The organism is Kitasatospora sp. NPDC086791, from assembly GCF_040685975.1.
In the GTDB taxonomy this organism is placed as follows: domain Bacteria; phylum Actinomycetota; class Actinomycetes; order Streptomycetales; family Streptomycetaceae; genus Kitasatospora.
This window is the reverse complement of the sequence record NZ_JBFBOC010000013.1, coordinates 83,275-101,277: the sequence shown is the minus strand read 5'-3', so window position 1 is coordinate 101,277 and position 18,003 is coordinate 83,275. Positions and strand designations below refer to the sequence as shown.

Annotated in this window: 16 protein-coding genes; 11 read left to right on the top strand and 5 right to left on the bottom strand. The window is 74.2% G+C overall.

Features of this window, described 5'->3' with window-relative positions; all coding sequences use genetic code 11:
- The first annotated feature begins 32 nt into the window (after nt 1-32).
- The gene (locus tag AB0Q99_RS19610; protein WP_363573428.1) at nt 33-953 is read left to right on the top strand and encodes an endonuclease/exonuclease/phosphatase family protein; all 921 of its coding nucleotides are present in this window, start codon (nt 33-35) and stop codon (nt 951-953) included.
- Here AB0Q99_RS19610 and AB0Q99_RS19605 read toward each other — a convergent pair.
- The 3 genes from AB0Q99_RS19605 to AB0Q99_RS19595 form a co-directional block, all read right to left on the bottom strand.
- A complete protein-coding gene (locus tag AB0Q99_RS19605; RefSeq protein WP_363573426.1) occupies nt 906-1,535 on the bottom strand; it encodes a hypothetical protein in 630 nt (209 codons plus the stop codon). The two genes, AB0Q99_RS19610 and AB0Q99_RS19605, sit on opposite strands and share 48 nt — an antisense overlap.
- Before the next feature lie 105 nt (nt 1,536-1,640).
- Nucleotides 1,641-2,759: a DUF6745 domain-containing protein gene (locus tag AB0Q99_RS19600; protein ID WP_363573424.1), complete on the bottom strand. Its 1,119-nt coding sequence runs from the start codon at nt 2,757-2,759 to the stop codon at nt 1,641-1,643.
- A 127-nt stretch (nt 2,760-2,886) separates the two neighbouring features.
- Entirely contained in the window at nt 2,887-3,213 is a 327-nt protein-coding gene (locus tag AB0Q99_RS19595; protein WP_363573422.1) for a hypothetical protein, read from the bottom strand.
- A 201-nt stretch (nt 3,214-3,414) separates the two neighbouring features.
- Between AB0Q99_RS19595 and AB0Q99_RS19590 the strand changes: the two genes are divergently transcribed.
- The 7 genes from AB0Q99_RS19590 to AB0Q99_RS19560 all read left to right on the top strand — a co-directional run bounded on the left by AB0Q99_RS19590 (nt 3,415) and on the right by AB0Q99_RS19560 (nt 10,535).
- Entirely contained in the window at nt 3,415-4,392 is a 978-nt protein-coding gene (locus AB0Q99_RS19590) for an STM4015 family protein (RefSeq protein ID WP_363573420.1), read from the top strand.
- 46 nt (nt 4,393-4,438) lie between these two features.
- The gene (locus AB0Q99_RS19585; protein WP_363573418.1) at nt 4,439-5,374 is read left to right on the top strand and encodes an STM4015 family protein; all 936 of its coding nucleotides are present in this window, start codon (nt 4,439-4,441) and stop codon (nt 5,372-5,374) included.
- Nucleotides 5,375-5,389: 15 nt separating this feature from the next.
- Nucleotides 5,390-6,514, top strand: a complete 1,125-nt coding sequence (locus AB0Q99_RS19580; protein WP_363573416.1) for an STM4014 family protein — start codon at nt 5,390-5,392, stop codon at nt 6,512-6,514.
- 77 nt (nt 6,515-6,591) lie between these two features.
- Nucleotides 6,592-7,434 (top strand): STM4013/SEN3800 family hydrolase, encoded by an 843-nt coding sequence (locus tag AB0Q99_RS19575; protein WP_363573548.1) that lies wholly within the window; start codon nt 6,592-6,594, stop codon nt 7,432-7,434.
- A complete protein-coding gene (locus AB0Q99_RS19570) occupies nt 7,431-8,765 on the top strand; it encodes an STM4012 family radical SAM protein (protein WP_363573414.1) in 1,335 nt (444 codons plus the stop codon). Before AB0Q99_RS19575 ends, AB0Q99_RS19570 begins: the two co-directional genes overlap by 4 nt.
- Complete coding sequence (locus AB0Q99_RS19565; RefSeq protein WP_363573412.1) at nt 8,762-9,739, top strand: STM4011 family radical SAM protein; 978 nt, start codon at nt 8,762-8,764, stop codon at nt 9,737-9,739. The genes AB0Q99_RS19570 and AB0Q99_RS19565 overlap by 4 nt, the downstream gene beginning before the upstream one ends.
- Nucleotides 9,740-10,154: 415 nt before the next feature.
- Nucleotides 10,155-10,535, top strand: coding sequence for a VOC family protein (locus tag AB0Q99_RS19560; RefSeq protein WP_363573411.1), 381 nt, complete (start codon nt 10,155-10,157; stop codon nt 10,533-10,535).
- A gap of 198 nt (nt 10,536-10,733) precedes the next feature.
- Here AB0Q99_RS19560 and AB0Q99_RS19555 read toward each other — a convergent pair whose 3' ends face one another.
- Both AB0Q99_RS19555 and AB0Q99_RS19550 read right to left on the bottom strand, forming a co-directional pair.
- Nucleotides 10,734-13,445: a glycosyl hydrolase gene (locus AB0Q99_RS19555; protein WP_363573409.1), complete on the bottom strand. Its 2,712-nt coding sequence runs from the start codon at nt 13,443-13,445 to the stop codon at nt 10,734-10,736.
- Nucleotides 13,446-13,612: 167 nt separating this feature from the next.
- On the bottom strand, nt 13,613-14,341 hold the full coding sequence (locus AB0Q99_RS19550; RefSeq protein ID WP_363573407.1) for a rhomboid-like protein: 729 nt from the start codon (nt 14,339-14,341) through the stop codon (nt 13,613-13,615).
- Between the two features lie 292 nt (nt 14,342-14,633).
- Between AB0Q99_RS19550 and AB0Q99_RS19545 the strand changes: the two genes are divergently transcribed.
- The 3 genes from AB0Q99_RS19545 to AB0Q99_RS19535 all read left to right on the top strand — a co-directional run bounded on the left by AB0Q99_RS19545 (nt 14,634) and on the right by AB0Q99_RS19535 (nt 17,988).
- Nucleotides 14,634-15,293, top strand: a complete 660-nt coding sequence (locus AB0Q99_RS19545; RefSeq protein ID WP_363573405.1) for a rhomboid-like protein — start codon at nt 14,634-14,636, stop codon at nt 15,291-15,293.
- 346 nt (nt 15,294-15,639) lie between these two features.
- A complete protein-coding gene (gene argG, locus AB0Q99_RS19540) occupies nt 15,640-17,052 on the top strand; it encodes an argininosuccinate synthase (protein ID WP_363573403.1) in 1,413 nt (470 codons plus the stop codon).
- Nucleotides 17,053-17,280: 228 nt separating this feature from the next.
- Nucleotides 17,281-17,988, top strand: a complete 708-nt coding sequence (locus AB0Q99_RS19535) for a GAP family protein (protein ID WP_363573402.1) — start codon at nt 17,281-17,283, stop codon at nt 17,986-17,988.
- Nucleotides 17,989-18,003: the final 15 nt, after the last annotated feature.

The following is an 18,003-nucleotide window of genomic DNA, read 5'->3' as shown; positions in this document are numbered from 1 at the left end:
GGCGGCCCGGAGCGCCGTTGTACCGTCCCACCATGATCGGCTCCCCACTGGTACGCCTGGCGACCTTCAACGTCCTGCACGGGCGGCAGCTCCCGGACGACGGCCACCCGCCCGCGTCGGCCCCCGCCGCCGCCGTTCACCCGCTCGTCGACGCCGTCGCCTCGCTGGACGCCGACGTGGTGGCGCTGCAGGAGCTCGACCGCTTCCAGGAGCGGTCGGGCCGGGTGGACCAGGCCCGGGCGATCGCCGAGGCGACCGGCGCCGCGGACTGGCGCTACGCCTCGGCGTTCCACGCCCGGGCCGAACCGGGCCGGACCTGGGTCCCCGACCGGTCCGAGCCGGGACTGCGGGTGTACGGCCCGCAGGGCGCGGGGCACGACGGCGGAGCTCCCTCGCACGGCATCGCACTGCTGTCCAGGCTGCCGGCCCTGAGCTGGCGGGCCCGGCGGTTCGGCGCGCCTCCCGTCGCCCTGCCGCTGCGCGCGGCCGGGCGGGCGGGCCTCACCGTGATCCGCGACCATCCGCGCGCGGCACTGGCCGCCGTACTGCGGGGGTCGCGCGGCCCGTTCACGGCGGTGGCGCTGCACCTGTCGTTCGTCCCGGGGTGGAACGTCCGTCAACTCCTCGCCGTGCACGGCTGGATCGCCGACCTGCCCCGGCCGCACATCCTGCTGGGCGACTTCAACCTCTTCGGCGTGGTTCCCGCGGCCACCCTCGGCGCGGCTGAGCTCCTCTCCTCCTCGAAGTCCTCGAAGTCCTCGGCGTCCCGGGCCTGCTGGCACCGACCCGCCCGCGTCCGGACCTTCCCCTCGCACCGTCCCCTGGTCCAGCTCGACCACGTGCTGGCAGCCGGACTCGCGCCGCGACGCGGACCGCACCGGCCGGCCCCGGCGCGGGCGCCCAGGCTACCGATCTCGGACCACCGGCCCGTGGTGGTCGAACTGCCGCTGTGACCCCGTCGACGTGGAGCATCGACCACCCGTCCGCCGGGTTCGTCGGCGAACACCCGCCGCACGCCGCACTCCTCGCCCTGCACCGGGTGGATGAGCTCCGCAGCGCTCTCCCGGGGCCTCGGCGATCGGCTCTTCGACGGTACGCATGCCCGCATCACCCCGGCGGGGGCTCGGCGCAGCCACCGGATTCCCGGCCGGGCGGGCGGTCGACGGGCTCCGCACCGGGCGTACGGTCCTCGGGGCCACGCCGCGCCCGTACCGCAGGAGCAGCCCGACCCGCACCTCCAGACTCCCGGCGGCGATCAGCGCGGTCACCGGCTCCGCGCCGCCGCTGTCCGCCTCGAAGGCGACCAGCACGCCCGGCGGTTCGCCGCACTGCCGCTCGACGAGCCGGCGCTCCTCGGGCGTGGGCGCACGGAACACCGGGTCCTGGAAGTGCGCCGGGCAGCGCACGGGCAGCGGGTCGGCGAAGACCAGCTCCAGATCGTGGTGGTAGGAGAGGTCGTACCCGGCGACCAGGCGCAGCTCGCCCGGACTCCAGGAGAAGTCCCAGTCCCACCAGGAACCCTCGGGCAGTTCCACCGGCTGCTCCTCCGCGCCGGGTTCGACCCCCGGGTGCCGGACCTCGACGGCCCGCTCGCCGGCGCAGCTCGGCGGCCCGCTCCGGATGCCGGGGACCGGACCCGGTCAGGTCTCGCGCTGCGGGTGGTAGGCGGTCTCGGGTATGCCGAAGGTCCAGGCGACCCCGGCGCGGGCGGTGCGGGTGCTCGGCGGGACGCGCAGCCAGTAGGTGCGGTGCGTGCCGTCCGGCTCGGGGGTGGAGTTGACCACCTCGACCATCACCACCGGCTCGTCGTCGGGCAGGACGATCCGCCAGAGCACCCCGGTCTCGTCGCGGTGGATGGGCTCGGCGCCGGAGTCCTCCAGGTAGCGGTCGTAGCCGTAGTGCTCCAGCAGGACCCGCCGTAGCTCGGCGTTCTCCTCGGTGCGGATCCGCTCGACGCTCACCTCGGCCAGCCCCGCCAGGAACTCCGGTGGGACGGGCATGCCGCGCCAGGCGTGCAGGGCGAAACCGTCGGCGTACTCCAGGGCGGGCCCGTCCGCCCGGTCGAGGCGTCCGGCCTCGTCGCGGTGCAGCGCGGTCGGCCGCTCGCTGAGCAGCGCCACCTCCCGGTAGGGCCACCACCAGCCGGCCTGCCGGGCCAGCTCGGCGAGCGGCCCGACGACGTCGGTGCCGGCCCCGGCGGCTTCGAGGGCGGCGAACCACGGCGCGTCGTGCTGGCCGCGCACGGCATCCAGCAGCGCGAGCCGGACGGTGGTGCGGCGGGCCCTCGCCCCGGCCGCCACGGCGGCGTCGGCCTCGCGGTCGGCCTCGGGGGCGAGCCGGTCGAGAACGGCGTTGCGCACCCGGTCGGCGAGCGGGGTGGTGACCGGGCCCAGTTCGCCGCCGGTCAGCGCCCAGTGCGCCGCCCACCCGGTCGGGCCGACCTGCTCGACGGCCCGCCGCCGGGCCTCCTCCCAGGGCAGGGTGCGCACGGCCTCACGCACGCTCTGCGCCCCGGCGGCCCGCAGTTCCAGCGCCGCCTCGGCCGCGGCGAGCGGCGAACCGAACCAGCGGACCGCCGCGGGCTCGGGCAGTCCGGCCGCCCGGTAGGCGGCCCGCACCGCGCGTTCGGCCGCCGCCCGGTCGCCCGCCCCGGTGGCCGCCGCGGCCGCGCGCCACCGGGCCGTCGCCTCGGCGGGCCCGGCCGTGGTCCGCACCGCCGCCCGCGCGGCCGTCGGGTCGTTCTGGGTCACCGTCTCCATCGTCTGCTCCGTTCCCCGCCGGGCTCCCCACCCGGCTGTTCCGCTCTCGAACCGTTTCCGCGGCCCCCGTCCGCGCCGTGCCACCGCTCTCCCGCCCGCCGACCTCGTACGACGGACGGAACGGGCGTCAGTCCGCGACCATCCGCACCGCGCCGGGGACGTACTCGCGCTGACGGACCACCCGGTACCAGCCCTTGGGCAGCGGTATCGCCGCATGCTCCTCGTGCACCACCCGGCCGCCCTCGGGCAGGTGCAGCCAGCCCGCGCCGAACGGCCCGGCCTCCCGGCGCAGCTCCCCCGGGCCGACCACGGCGTGCGCGTGCCCGGTGACCTCCCCGAGGGCGAGCACCATCCGCCCCCGCGCGTCCCGGGGCCGCACGGCCAGCTCCGCCGCCCGCGGCGGCACCGCCTCCTCCGCGACCGGCACGATCAGCACATCGCCCTGGCGGTACATCAGTCCTCCCTCGCCGTACGGCCGGACCCCGACGGACGCCGGAGCCCACGGCTCCACCGCGCCTGCCGCGGACACGCTCCGGAGCCATGACCGGACCATAGGGCAAGGGTCTGACAACGGGCCCCGGCACCGACCCGCCCGCCGGATTGTCAGTCCCGGCTGGTAGACAGTTGTCCGGCCCAGCCCCCGGAGGAGCAGCGCATGACAGTCAACGACCACATCGAGCGGTTCCACGGTCTCCCCGTGCTCGACTTCGTCGAGGCCCTCGAAGCGGCCGGGGAGCAGCACGGCCCCGAGGCCCGTCGGCTGCCGGACGCCGGCTCGGTCGCCTGGCGGATCAACCTCGGCTACGACTCGGAGGCGACGTTCGCGGAGCGCTGGCAGCAGTTCCTCGACACCGTCGACACCGAGCGGGTCACCGCCGTGGTGATCGGCCAGTGGTCGCCGGAGGAGCCGGACAGCTTCCGGGAGCCGATGGAGGCGGTCGTCGCCGTCGCCGACCGGCTGCCCGCGCTGCGCGCACTGTTCGTCGGTGACATCACCTACGAGCAGTGCGAGATCTCCTGGATCCAGCAGTGCGACATCACACCGCTGCTGACGGCTTTCCCGCAGCTGGCCGAGCTGGTGGTGCGCGGTGCCTCGGAGGACTGGGACGGCAAGGGCGGCCTGGCGCTGCAACCGCTGCGGCACGAGGCACTCAGGGCGTTGCGCTTCGAGTCCGGCGGCCTGCCGGGCTCGGTCGTGCGCTCGGTGGCCGGCTGCGACTTCCCCGCGCTGGAGCGGCTGGAGTTCTGGCTCGGCGTGGACCACTACGGCGGCGACACCACGATGGACGACCTCGCGCCGTTCCTGGACGGCGCGCGCTTCCCGGCGCTGCGCCACCTGGGCCTGCAGAACAGCGCGTTCGAGGACGACATCGCGGCCGCCGTGGCGCACGCGCCGGTGGTCGCCCGGCTGGAGTCGCTCAGCCTCGCCATGGGGGTGCTGACCGACCAGGGCGCCACCGCCCTGCTGGAGGGCCAGCCGCTCACCCACCTGCGCTCGCTCGACCTGCACCACCACTACCTGAGCGACGAACTGCAGCAGCGCCTGCGCCGGGCCCTGCCCGGGGTCGAGATCGACCTCTCCGGAGCCGGCGGGCCCGACGAGCGGCGGCGCTACGTCGCCGTGGCCGAGTAGCCCCGGCTCCCGCTTCCATCCACCCGACCACCGACCAGGATCCGACATGACCGTCTCCCACCACATCGACCGCTTCCACGGGTTGCCGATCCACGAGTTCACGCCCGACGACACCCGGCCGCAGCCCGCCGCCGGTGCCGTCGCCTGGCGGCTGTCCCTCGAATACGGCTCCGAGCAGGACTTCGGTCAGCTCTGGCAGTCCTTCCTCCGGACCGTCGACCCGGCCGGCGTCCGCGCCGTGGTGATCGGCCCCTGGTGGCAGGACGGCTACACGTCCGTGCGCGGCACGGTCGAGGCCGTCACGGCCGAGGCCGAGCGCCTGCCCGCCCTGGAGGCGCTCTTCCTCGGCGAGGTGACCTTCGACGAGTGCGAGATCTCCTGGCTGGAGATGGACGACGTCACCCCGCTGCTGACCGCCTTCCCGGAGCTGCGCTCGCTGACCGTGCGCGGCGGCACGGACCTCGCCCTGGAGCCGGTGCGGCACGACCGGCTGACCAGCCTGCGCTTCGAGTCCGGCGGCCTGCCGGCCACCGTGGTGCGTGCGGTGGCCGGTTCCGAGCTGCCCGCGCTGGAGCGGCTGGACCTCTGGCTCGGCGTGGACGAGTACGGCGGCGAGGCCACGGTGGACGACCTCGCGCCCTTCCTGGACGGCACCCGTCTGCCGGCGCTGCGCCACCTCGGCCTGGCCAACAGCGAACTCCAGGACGAGATCGCCGCCGCCCTCGCGCACGCGCCCGTGGTCGCCCGGTTGGAGTCGCTCGACCTGTCCATGGGCGTGCTGTCCGACGAGGGCGCCACCGCCCTGCTGGAGGGCCAGCCGCTCACCCACCTGCGCTCGCTCGACCTGCACCACCACTACCTGAGCGACGAACTGCAGCAGCGCCTGCGCCAGGCCCTGCCCGGGGTGGAGCTCGACCTCAGCGAGGCCGAGCTCGACGACCTGGACGACGAGGACGACCGCTACGTCTCGGTCGCCGAGTAGGCGGGCGGCACGACGATGACGCCGCAGCTGACCGTCCTCGGCAACCCGGGCCACCGGCGGGTGACGCTGTTCGCCGCCGCCGCGCGGGCCGCCGGGCTGCCCGAACCCGCCGTCCTGCCCTGGCTGGACGTGCTGCGCGGCCGGTACCGGCTGCCCGAGGGCGCTCTGCTGCGCGTCGAGTCGCCCGGCGAGGAGCCGGAGGTCGACCGGCTGCTGCGCGGCCCGGTGCTCGGCCCCGGCTACGCGCCGACCAGGGTCGAGGGCACCGCCGCCTGGTACGCGGGGGTGACGGCCGCGTTGCGCGGGCTGGCGGCGCGGCCGGGCGTGCGGCTGCTGGGCGATCCGGAGGAGATCGCCGTGATGTTCGACAAGCGCCGGGCGCACGCGCTGCTCGGCGCGGCCGGGGTCCCGGTGCCGAGGGCGCTCGGCGGCGAGGTCACCGGCTGGGAGCAGTTGCGCGAGCGCCTCGCCGGGGCCGGTCTGCACCGGGTCTTCGTCAAACCCGCGCACGGCTCCTCCGCCTCCGGGGTGACGGCCCTGGAGTTCGGGCCGCGCGGGCAGCTGCTGGCGACCACCTCGGTCGAGCTGGCCGACGGACAGTTGCACAACTCGCTGCGGGTGCGCCGCTACCGCAGCGAGCGGGAGGTCGCCGCCATCGTGGACCGCCTGGCACCGGACGGCCTGCACGTCGAGCAGTGGATCCCGAAGGCCTCGCAGTCCGGCCGCTCGGCCGACCTGCGGGTCGTGGTGGTCGCGGGCCGGGCCACCCACGCCGTGGTGCGCACCAGCACCCAGCCGATGACCAACCTGCACCTCGGCGGTGCCCGGGGCAGTCTCGCGCAGGCCCGGGAGGCCGCCGGCCCGGCCTGGCCGGCCCTGCTGGAGACGGCCGAGCGCGCCGCGGCCTGCTTCCCCGGCTCGCCGATGGTCGGCGTCGACGTCCTGCCCACGGCCGGCTGGCGGCGCGCCCTGGTCGGCGAGGTGAACGCCTTCGGCGACCTGCTCCCCCGTCTCACCGGCCTGCCGGGCGGCCCCGCCGAGGGCCTCGACACCTACGGCGCCCAGCTCGCCGCCCTCACCGCACCCTCCCGATCGCCGCTCGGCGCGACGGACCACCAGATCACGGAACCCGCTCGATGAACCACCGCACCACCGACCAGACGCCCACCCCGGCCCCGGCCCCCGCGGCCTCGCCAGCGCCCGCGCCCGCGCCCGACATGAACGCGGTCGTGGGCACCCACGACCTGCTGCTCGTCACCCTCGACACGCTCCGCTTCGACGTCGCCGAGGAACTGGCCGCCGCCGGCCGGATCCCGAACCTCGCCGCCGTCCTCCCGGGCGGCCGGTGGGAGCGCCGGCACGCGCCCGGCAGCTTCACCTACGCGTCCCACCAGGCGATCATGGCCGGCTTCCTGCCGACCCCTGCCTCCCCCGACGGCCCGCACCCGCGCCTGTTCGCGGCCCGCTTCGCCGGCTCCGAGAGCACCGCCCCGCGCACCTGGGTCTTCGACGCCCCGGACGTGCCGACCGCCCTGGCCGCGGCCGGGTACCGCACGGTGTGCGTGGGCGGCGTCGGATTCTTCAACAAGCAGGGCCCGCTCGGCTCGGTGCTGCCGGGGCTGTTCCAGGAGAGCCACTGGGCGCCCGAGATGGGCGTGGCGTCCCCGACCTCCTTCGAGGAACAGGTCGCCCGGGCCGAGCTGGTCGCCGCCGAACAGCCCGCCGACCAGCCGCTGTTCGTCTTCCTGAACGTCTCGGCACTGCACCAGCCGAACTGGTTCCACCTGCCCGGCGCCACCCGTGAGCACGGGGACTCCCGGGCCAGCCACGCCGCCGCCCTGGAGTACGTGGACGCCCACATCGGCCGGCTGTTCGCCGCGATGACCGCCCGCCGCCCCTGCTTCGCGATCGTCTGCTCCGACCACGGCACCGCGTACGGCGAGGACGGGTACACCGGCCACCGGATCGGCCACGAGGTCGTCTGGACCGTCCCGTACGCCCACTTCACGCTCCCCGCCCGGTCGGCGGGCGCCACCGACGCCACCGAGGAGCGCGCATGACCACCGCACCCCCGCGCCCCGAGTCGCCGTACCAGTCGTACGTCTACGCCTACCCGCACAAGACGGCCTACCGCCCGCTGCCCGAGCGCCCGCCGCTGCGCGAGCTGTGGACCGGGGAGGCCCAGCACGCGCTCTCGCTCTACCTGCACGTCCCGTTCTGCGAGGTCCGCTGCGGCTTCTGCAACCTGTTCACCCGGATCGGCAGCCCCGAGGGCCTGACCACGGCCTACCTCGACGCCCTGGACCGCCAGGCCGAGGCCGTCCGCGGGGCCCTGGACGACGGGGCCCGCTTCGCCCTGGCCGCCTTCGGCGGCGGCACGCCCACCTATCTGACGGCCGGTGAGCTGGAGCGGCTGTGCGACATCGCCGAGCGGCGGATGGGCGCCGACCTGCGGGCGGTGCCGCTCTCGGTCGAGGCCTCGCCCGCCACCTCCACCGCCGACCGGCTGGAGGTGCTGGCCGCCCGGGGCACCACCCGGCTGAGCCTGGGCGTGCAGTCCTTCGACGACACCGAGGCCCGTTCCGCCGTCCGGCCGCAGAAGCGGGCCGAGGTGGAGGCCGCCCTCGGCCGGATCCGCGATGCCGGGTTCCCGGTGCTCAACATCGACCTCATCTACGGCATCGACGGCCAGACGGAGGCGAGCTGGCTCCGCTCCCTCGACGCCGCCCTCGCCTGGCAGCCCGAAGAGCTGTACCTCTACCCGCTGTACGTCCGCCCGCTGACCGGCCTGGCCCGGCGCGGCGAGCGGGAGACCCGGGAAGCCTGGGACGCCCGCCGGCTCGCGCTCTACCGCTCCGGCCGCGACCACCTGCTCGCCCACGGCTACCAGCAGGTGTCGATGCGGATGTTCCGCCGCGCCGCCTCCCCGCAGGCCGGGGCGAGCGAGTACGCCTGCCAGACCGACGGCATGGTCGGCCTGGGCTGCGGCGCCCGCTCCTACACCTCGCGGCTGCACTACTCCTTCGACTACGCGGTGAACGCCACCGAGGTGCGCGGCATCATCGACGCCTACGTCGCCACCGAGGACTTCCACCGGGCCGAGGTGGGCCACTGGATGCGGGACGAGGAGCGGCGTCGGCGCCACCTCGTGCAGTCGCTGCTGCAGGCCGGGGGCATGCCGCTGGCCGACTACCGCGCCCGGTTCGGCCGTTCGCCCGCCGAGGACTTCCCGGCCGAGCTCGCCGTTCTCGCCGAGCGCGGTTGGCTCGCGACGGACGACCCTGAGCACCTGCGGCTCTCCCCGGAGGGACTGGCGCACTCGGACGCGGCCGGTCCGACGCTGTTCTCGCCCGGGGTCCGGGCCCTGATGGCGGCGTACGAGGCGAAATGACCTTCCTCGGCCTGCCGGGCGCCGCCCCCGGCACCGCGACCTCCCCCGCCACCGTTCCCGCGCCCGCCGCCGCACCCGCCGACCAGGACGGCCCGCGGGACCTCACCCTGCTCTACCGCGGTCCGCTGGCCTCCTGCGACTACGACTGCCCCTACTGCCCGTTCGCCAAGCGCCGCGACACCCCGGAGCAACTGCGCGCCGACCGGGCCGCGTTGGCGCGGTTCACCGCTTGGGCCGCCGGGCGGGCCGGCACCGGTGACACGCTGTCGCTGCTGTTCACCCCCTGGGGCGAGGGCCTGGTCCGCTCCTGGTACCGGCGCGCGCTGGTCGACCTGAGCCACCTGCCGCACGTCCGCCGGGTGGCGATCCAGACCAACCTCAGCTGCCGCACCGACTGGCTCGCCGCGGCGGACCTCCACACCCTCGCCCTCTGGGTCACCTACCACCCCGGCCAGGTCACCCGCGAGCGCTTCCTCGCCAAGTGCCGCGAACTGGACGCGCTCGGGGTGCGCTACAGCGTCGGCGTGGTCGGCCGGCCCGAGCACCTGGACGAGGCCCGCCGCCTGCGCACCGACCTGGCCGAGGACGTCTACCTCTGGGTCAACGCCGCCGAGGGGCTCGACTACACCGACGCCGAGGCCGCCCGCTGGACCGCCCTCGACCCGCACTTCGGCTACAGCCGGCACGCCCATCCCAGCGCCGGGCTGCCCTGCCGCACCGGCGAGTCCGTGCTGTCGGTGGACGGCGAAGGCACGGTACGCCGCTGCCACTTCGTCCGGGACGTCCTCGGCAACCTCTACGACGACAGCTACCGTGCCCGGCTGGGGCCGCGGCCCTGCCCGCTGCCGGTCTGCGACTGCCACATCGGCTACGTCCACCTGGAGACCCTGCCGCTGTACCGGTTGTTCGGCGCCGGGGTCCTGGAGCGGGTCCCGGCCGACTGGCCTCACGGGCCGGTGCCGAATCACCGGTGACGAATCGCCGACGACAAAGCGCCGGTGATAAATCGGTTGCGAACCGATCACCTTGCGTGAAAGCGTGTGAACAACAGGACAGGACCAGCTGGTTCAGGAAGGAGGCCCGCCATGATCAGCGGTATACGACCGGCAGCTGCGCCGGGCCTCGTGCGCAGCGAGCACGGCGTGACGGAGCGCTCCTTGACAACAGCATCGTGTCCCTGCGCGAACTCCTCGCGCTGATCGGCGCCGTCGCCCCGGGCCGATCAGCGCGGCCCTCGCTGCCCGCGCCGCCGGGGTCCCCTCGCCCCGGAGGCCCGCCCCCTCGTGACTCCCGGCGATCCCGTGCGCACACCCCGAAACGGTCCCCTCGCTCACCGGGCGGCCCCGCCCTCGCGTCCCTAGCCTGGTAACTGGGAGGAGGCGAAACACCATGCTTGGAGACGCACCGCTGCAAGCAGTCATCCCCGCCACCGATCTCGCCCGCGCCAAGTCCTTCTACACCGACACCCTCGGCCTCAAGCTCACCGATGAGCGTGAGGAGGAGTTCGCCTGCGACTGCGGCGGCACCCAGTTCAGCGTCTACCGCACGCCCAGCGGTGGACAGGCCGCCCACACGCTCGCCAGTTTCAAGGTCGCCGACCTTGACGGCGAGATGGCCGGCCTCCGCGACCGCGGCATCACCTTCGAGGAGTACGACTTCCCTGGCCTGAAGACCGTCAACGGCGTCGCCGAGGGTGAGGGCATGCGCGCCGCCTGGTTCAAGGACAGCGAGGGCAACATCCTCTGCGTGGCCCAGCGCGTCGGCCCGTAGGCCGTCCCCACCACCCACCCGGCCGGTGGACGGCGCTCCCGGGCCCGCCCGCCGGCCTGTCACACCTGCCGACCCGTCCCGTCACGTTCGGCAACGGCGCTGCCCGGCCCGCTCGTTCGAAGCGGGCCGGGCAGCGGCGGCAGCAGTCGGCCGGTACCGGCCGAGGCGAACCGGCCGTCCGGTCAGTCGATCACGTGATCAGTCGTCGGTCTCGTCGTAGCGGCCGTGGCCGAGGCGGCGCAGGTCGAAGGACCGGATGCCGCGGCCGAAGGTGGCGGCGTAGAGCCTGCCGTCCGGGCCGATCTTCAGCTGCTGCACCGCCGTGGTGGGCAGGTTGCGGCCGAGGATCCGCCAGTCGGTGGTACCCGGCGCGCGGTAGAAGGCGGCGAGGTCGGTGCCGAGGGCGAGGCCGCCGTTGGGGAGGATCTTGACCGAGGTGGCCGGGACGTCGGGCAGGTTGGCCGAGAGGTCGGCCCAGGTGGCGCCGCCGTCACGGGTCTCGAAGACGTGGCCGACGCCCGCGCCGGGGCCCTCGGTCCAGGTCCGCGAGAAACCGTTGAAGGCGACCAGGACGTGCTGCGCGTCCTTCTCGTCCACCGCGAAGGAGGAGATGTAGCGGTTGGGCAGGGTGCCGTCGACCGGCAGGTTCAGCTGGTGCCAGCCGGTGCCGTCGGTCTTGCCGACCGCGATGCCGCGACTGAAGCCGACGTTGTTGCAGGGGCCGCACCAGCCCGCGTACACGGTGCCGCCGACAGTCGCGACCGCGGTGGCGACGTGTCCGGCGCCGAGGTCGTAGGCGGAGGTCCACTCGCTGCCGCTGCGGATCGCGTAGCCCTTGTGCTGGACCCAGACGTGCCGCCCGCCGGCGATCCAGGTGTTGCCGTCCCCGGGGTCACTGGTGATCGGGGCGATGAAGCGCGCGGCGCTGGTGTCCTTGTCAGGCGGGGCGACCTCGTAGGAGGTGGCCTTGCTCGGGTCCTTCGTCCAGCTGCCGTCGTTGACCGCGCAGTTCTGGGTGACCCACATGTCGAGGTAGACGTACTCCTCGGCGATGTTGCAGCCGTTGGCCGGGTCGACGAGGGTGTCGGCGCCGTCGCCGCCGAAGTTGGAGCCCATCACCGTGTCGTGGGCGCGCAGGATCGACTGGCCGTTGTCCTGCAGGCCACCGCTGACGATCACGCCCCGGCCCGAGCGGTCCGCCGGGTCCTTGCCGACGCCGACCGAGTAGTACTGCAGGGTGTCGATGGTGCCGTCGTTGAGCGGCGTCCAGTCCTTGGCGTGCCCGTACGCGTCCAACTGCCCGTCGGCCGGGCGCCGGTAGATGCCGCCGTCGTTGCCGACGTAGACGGTGGCCTTGCCCTGGTAGCTGCCGAAGGCGACGGCGTGCTGGTCGGAGTGGGTGGTCGGCGAGCAGTCACCGGTCTGCTTGGCCGGGTCGATGCTCCAGCACGGGAAGCCGTTGTTCCAGTACGGCCCGACGGTGGCCCACGTGGTGCCGCTGTCGTTGGTCTCGAACACCTCCTCCAGGCCCGCGTAGACGTGGTCCGGCTTGGCCGGGTCGACCTGGAGGAACTGGTTGTACCAGGCCTGGATGCCGGGCTGGTAGCCGGCGTCCTGCAGCGCGGAGCCGGAGTTCTTCAGCTTGTCCTTGTCCGCGATCCGGGTCCACGGACCGAACGGCGAGCCGGACGTGGAGACGTAGATGCCCTTGAGGCCGGTGTCCGGGTCGCTCGCCATGACCGCCGGGGACTGGTCGATCGCGTAGTAACGCGAGCCGTCCGCGGCGGCGGCGAAGGTCACGTTGCCGACGTCGGCGGCGTCCGTCGGCAGGTCGCCGAGGGAGGCGACGCGCTGCCAGGTGCCGTCCGCGGCCTTGCTGTAGAAGCCGTTGTAGGTGTCGCCGCCGCGCCAGCCCACCGCCAGGACGACCTTGCTCGGGTCCTTGGGGTCGATCGCGATGTCGTTGGCGATGTTCTTGTACGGGGCGGCCGGGTCCCCGGCCTTCGAACCGCCCGGCAGGTACTCCGGATTGGGCGCGAACTCCAGCGTCCACGGGCCCGACAGCGTGGTGACCGAGTGGCTCCAGACACCCCGGCTGGTGGCCGCCCACACCTTGCCGGCGCCGAAGCGCAGCGCGTGGATGATGGTCGACTCCAGCTCCGCGCCGCCCACCCGCATGCCCGGCTGGAACTCTCCGTGCTCGGGGTCGGCGAGCACGTAGACGCCGGTGCCCACGTACGAGGTCGCGCCGGTGTTGGACTCACCGGTCGCGTACCAGAGCCGGCCGCCACGGTCGAGGTCCAGCGTGCCGGTGGACAGCGTGGGCAGCTTGTCGGCGATCGGCTCCCAGTGGCCGCCGCCGGTGCGGGAGCGGAACACCCCGCCGTTGGCCCCGCCCGCGTAGACGTAGCCGTCCCGGTCGGCCGCGACGCCGGTGATCCGGCCCGTCACCAGCCCGGAGCCGCCGCTGGAGTTGGAGTTGACGTCGCGGTAGCGCGGGTCGTCGGAGTTGTACGGCTTGTCGGTGACGTGGTCCCAGCTGCCGCCGGTGTGCGGCATGGACTGCAGTTGGGCCCAGGCCGCGCCGTAGGCACCGGGCGCGACCACGCCTGGCGCGGTGCGGGCCTCGGTGTACTGCGCGGTGCCCTCGGCGGAGTTCTCCGCCTCGTCGCCGCCGTCCCCGGCCTCCGTCGCGGCCCGCGGGCTCAGGCCAGGGACCGCGGTCGTCGCGCCGGCGGCGCTCCGCACCTTCTGGGCGTGCGTCTTCCCGATGTCCGCCTGGTGCCGGACCTGCCACGGTTGCGGCTTCGGCGGTACGGGCGGCGCGGCGAGCGCCTGGGTGGTGGTCAGTCCGATCGCGGTGAGCGTGACGGCGCTCAACAGCAGCCGTCGGCGTTGCCTGGTGGGCACGGTTCCGGTCCTCCCCTGCGGCCGTTCGCGCGGTCGCGCGACTCGGCGGAAACAGGGGGACAGCCTGCTCGGCCGATCCGGCCGGGGGAAGGGATGTGCGGTAAGAACCCGGTAAAAGCCTTACAGTTTGCGGAAGTTGGCATTCACCGAATATCGCAGGACCACGATCACCGCCCGCGCACCCGAGGGACCGGACGCACCCGGCGCCAGGCGGCGCGCACCGCGGCGACCGGATCGAAGGCGCCCGGGCGGTCCCGGGTCAGCGGGTAACAGGCGAACCCGATCAGCGCCGCACTGAGGTGGCCGATGCTGGTGTAGTCCCGGTTCTGCTGGACGCCCAGGGCGTAGACGGCCAGCACTCCGGCCGCGTACAGGTACCGCCAGGGCCGCACGATCAGGTAGGTGAGCACCGCGACCACCCCGGCGAGCGCGTAGCTGACGCCGTAGTCGAGGGTGTAGACGGCCCTCGGCGGGGCGAGCCCGCTGTGGATCGCCCAGCCGAGCACGCCCTCGCTGAGGTAGGTCGCGCCGACGTGCGCGAGCATCGCCACCGAGAGCCAGCGCAAGGTGCCGAGCCAGCGCTCGGCGGGCACGTGGAAGATGTTGTAGAGCAGGAAGTAGGACAGCCAGCCGCCGCCCGCGATCCACAGCGCGCTGGTCACCAGGACGCGGACCGGCGAGACCTGCAGGTGGTGCAGGTTGGTCGAACGCCGCTCCAGGATGCGGTCGGCGGTCAACGGGTCGACGTGCCGGATCACCTGCGTGGTGACGAGCAGGATCGCCAGCCAGAGGTAGGTGCCCGGGGCGCGCCGGACGTAGGCCCAGACCGCACGGGCGGCGCGCGCCCACCAGGGCCGCCGGTGCGCCTCGGAGCCCCGGACGGTACTGCCGGCCATCGGCGCCTCCTCGACGCTCCTCCCCCGCCCTCCCGCCACCATCCCCCCACCCTCCCCCCGCGCCGCCGCCACCCGCCGCCGTGGCGACCCGTCCGGGTGACCCGCCACCCCGGTCACACCGGTCAACCGCCCGCCGGCCGCCCGTCAACCACCCGTCAACCGTCCGAGGACGGCGCCCGGCGGCCGCCTTCCGCTGACGTACGCTGGCGCTCTGACCCTCCCGGCCACGACCTCCTCGGCCACGCACCGGGCGTGCCGACACCGGGAACAGCAGACAAGGGCACCAGGCACGATGAGCGATCGCCTCGACACGAGGACCCCGACCGACACCGCGGCGCCCCGACCATCCGCGCGCAGAACGGCCGCCCGCCTGCGGCTCACCACCGCCTACGTCCTGCTGCTGACCCTCACCGCCTCCTGGCTCGCCAGCCAGGGCCACGCCGAGCGGGCCCGGTTCGTCCGGCACAACAGCAGCAACGTCCACCACATGGAGGTGGGCAAGTGGTGGACCATGTTCACCAGTGGCCTGGTGGTCGACGGGGTGCCGGCCTGGGCCGGCATCGCGGCGGTCGCCGTCGTCCTGGGCCTGGCGGAGTGGCGCTGGGGCCCCGCCCGGGCCGCCGCCGTCTTCGCCTTCGGGCACCTGGGCGCCACCCTGCTCACCGAGGGCGCCATGTGGGTGATGCTGACCACCCACATCCCCGGCGCGCTCTCCCGGGCCCGGGACGTGGGCATCAGCTACGGACTGGTCGCCACCGGCGCCTGTCTGCTCGCCCTGGGCCCGGCCCCGCTGCGCCGCTACGGGCTTCCGGCGCTCGCCCTGACCCTGGCCACCGCCTGGACGCTGAACCAGCAACTGGCCGACGCCGGGCACCTGGTCGCGCTCGGCCTCGGCGTGCTCGCCTCCCGGACGGCCTGGCTGCGCGCCCGGGCCGTGCCCCTGCCGCACTGACACCGCACCAGCGCGCGGGCGGGCCGGACTCCGCTCGGGAGCCCGGCCCGCCCCCGGCTCCCCTGCCCTTCCACCCCCACCCGGCCACCGGTTGCGGCTCCGGAACCGGCGGCCCGGCCCGAAGTCGCCCCCGCGATTCCCCAATCATGCTACGAAGCAACCGAGTTGACTCGACCGGTCGACACCGGAGGGCGGCCGCACAGGCGGCCGGGCCGATCGGCTCGATCGCATGCCCTTGCGTTACTCCGCAAATCTATGCCAGAGTTCGGGCATCGGATCGAATACGCCGAATCCCGTCACACATCGCTGAATCAGGAGCCCGCCCGCGCGGGTCAAGGGTGCATCCATGTCGAAGGTCTTGAGCAAGCTGCCGGTCGGTGAACGGATCGGCATCGCATTCTCCGGCGGGTTGGACACCTCCGTCGCCGTCGCGTGGATGCGCGAGCACGGTGCCGTCCCCTACGCCTACACGGCCGACATCGGCCAGTACGACGAGCCGAACCTCGCCGACGTCCCGGCCCGGGGCCGGGCGTACGGCGCCGAGCAGGCCCGGCTGGTCGACTGCCGGGCCGCGCTGGTCGAGGAGGGCCTGGCCGCCCTCGCCTGCGGCGCGTTCCACATCCGCTCCGCCGGGCAGACGTACTTCAACACCACCCCGCTCGGCCGCGCCGTGACCGGCACCCTGCTGGTCCGCGCCATGCAGGAGGACGAGGTGTCCATCTGGGGCGACGGGTCCACCTACAAGGGCAACGACATCGAGCGGTTCTACCGCTACGGCCTGCTCGCCAACCCCAGCCTGCGGATCTACAAGCCGTGGCTGGACCAGGCGTTCGTCGACCAGCTCGGCGGCCGCAAGGAGATGTCCGAGTGGCTCGCCGAGCGCGACCTGCCGTACCGGGACTCCGCCGAGAAGGCCTACTCCACCGACGCCAACATCTGGGGCGCCACCCACGAGGCCAAGCGGCTGGAGTACCTGGACGCCTCGATGGAGATCGTCAGCCCGATCATGGGCGTGGCCTTCTGGGACCCGGCGGTCGAGATCCCGACCGAGGACATCACCGTCGAGTTCGAGTTCGGCCGCCCGGTCCGGATCAACGGCCAGGAGTTCGCCAACGCCGTCGACCTGGTCCACGAGGCCAACAGCATCGGCGGGCGCCACGGCCTCGGCATGTCAGACCAGATCGAGAACCGGATCATCGAGGCCAAGAGCCGCGGCATCTACGAGGCCCCCGGCATGGCGCTGCTGCACATCGCCTACGAGCGGCTGCTCAACGCCATCCACAACGAGGACACCCTCGCCACCTACCACACCCAGGGCCGTCGCCTCGGCCGGCTGCTCTACGAGGGCCGGTGGTTCGACCCGCAGGCGCTGATGCTCCGGGACAGCATGCAGCGCTGGATCGGTCACCCGGTCACGGGCAGCGTGACGCTGCGGCTGCGGCGCGGCCAGGACTACTCGGTCATCGACACCCAGGGCGCCAACTTCAGCTACCACCCCGAGAAGCTGTCCATGGAGCGCAGCGTCGACGCCGCGTTCGTCCCGGACGACCGCATCGGCCAGCTGACCATGCGCAACCTCGACATCGCCGACTCGCGCAGCAAGCTGGAGCAGTACGCGGTGCACGGCCAGCTGGCACCGTGGAGCGGCCTGATCGGCGAGCTCGCCCCGGGCGGGGCCGCCCCCATCGCCGCGGGCACCGGTGACGCGGAGGAGTCCACCGCGCTCGACCACGCGGCGATCGAGTCCGGCACCGACTGACCTGCCCGGCCCCGGCCGACCAGGCCGGAACGCCCGCGGAGGCCGCCGCACCACACCGGTGCGGCGGCCTCCGCCGTTCCCGTCGACCCGCCCATCGACGCCGCCCGCCAGCTCTCTCCCCCGTGTGCCCCTCCCCTTCACCCGAACGGCCGTACCGACCGTGCACGCCCGACCCCGCCGTAGCTGAATGGCGGACGTGCGCCCGGCGACGGGAAGGCAGGACCCGGGATGGGTGAAGCGGTCGGTTCGATGCTGGCCTCGGCGGTGGCGGTCGCGATCAGCCCGCTGCCGCTGATCACCGTCATCCTGATCCTGGCCACCCCGCGCGGCCGGACGAACGGCCCCGCCTTCGCAGCCGGCTGGGTGCTCGGCCTCGCCGCGCTGGTCTCCGTCACGGTGGCGGCCGGCACCGCCCTGAACCGCGCCCAGACCGTCCCCACCTGGTCCGCCTGGCTGAAGCTCGCCCTCGGCGGGCTGCTCCTGCTGTCGGCCGCGCGGCAGTGGCACGACCGGCCCCGCGCGGGCCACGTCACGGCGCCGCCCACCTGGCTGCGGACGGTCGACCGCTACTCGGCCGCCAAGTCCGCGCGCCTCGCGCTCACACTCGTCGCGATCAGCCCCGCGACGCTGCTCCCGGCCGTCGGCGGCGCCGCCTCGATCGCCGCGACCGCGACCACGACCACCGGCGCGACAGGCGCCGGGGCCGGCGCGGGGACAGGAGCCGAGGCCGTGGCTGCGGCGCTGATGGTGGCGATCTGCTCGCTCTGCACGCTCCTGCCGCTCGCGGTCCACCGGCGCGCCGGGCCACGTCGCGGAGCCCGGGTCCTCGGCGAGTGGCGGGCCTGGACGGCCACCCATCAGGCCGCGATCCTGACCACGGTCCCGGCCGTGCTCGCCGCCGGGTACCTGGGCGACGCCATCTCCGGACTCACCTGATCCGACTCAGCCGGG